Annotated in this window: 1 protein-coding gene; it reads right to left on the bottom strand. The window is 61.1% G+C overall.

Features of this window, described 5'->3' with window-relative positions:
- Positions 1-489: immunoglobulin-like domain-containing protein (locus ACLEJR_RS27025; protein WP_440817763.1), on the bottom strand; the 489-nt coding region annotated here is incomplete at both ends.

Here is a 489-nt window from a genome sequence, read left to right as displayed (position 1 = left end):
GGCGGTGTAAACGATCGAACCGCCTTCGGCCACAGTATCAGTCGCGGTCAGGGTAAGACCGGTCGTGTCCTGGGTATCGGTGACGGTGGTGTCAGCCGATTTGCCGTCGATCTCCAGCTTCTCGTAGTTGCCGCCTTTGGCGTCGTCGATCTTGACGCTCAGGTTATCGCCGCCCGCGAGGGTGTCGTTCGGCGTGACGAAGTTGACCGAACCGCTGCTCGCGCCAACCGGGATGGTGATGGTTTGGCCGTTCGACAGGGTGACAACCAGCGGAGCGCCGGTGACCGGAGCGTTGACCGAGGCGGTGTAGATGACCGTGCCACCTTCGGCAACAGTCGACGTGGCCGACAGGCTCACAGTCGAAGTGTCGATGGTATCGGTGACGTCAGTGACCGCAGGGGTGGTGCTCGGAACCAGATTCTCGAAGTTACCGCCCGTGGCTTTATCGATGCTGACTTCCACTTTGCCGGCGTCTTTGTAGACGTCGTC

The sequence above is a fragment of the Pseudomonas sp. SMN5 genome, from assembly GCF_052041925.1.
Taxonomy (GTDB): domain Bacteria; phylum Pseudomonadota; class Gammaproteobacteria; order Pseudomonadales; family Pseudomonadaceae; genus Aquipseudomonas.
Note: the sequence above shows the minus strand (reverse complement) of the source record. Positions and strands in the feature narration are given on the sequence as shown.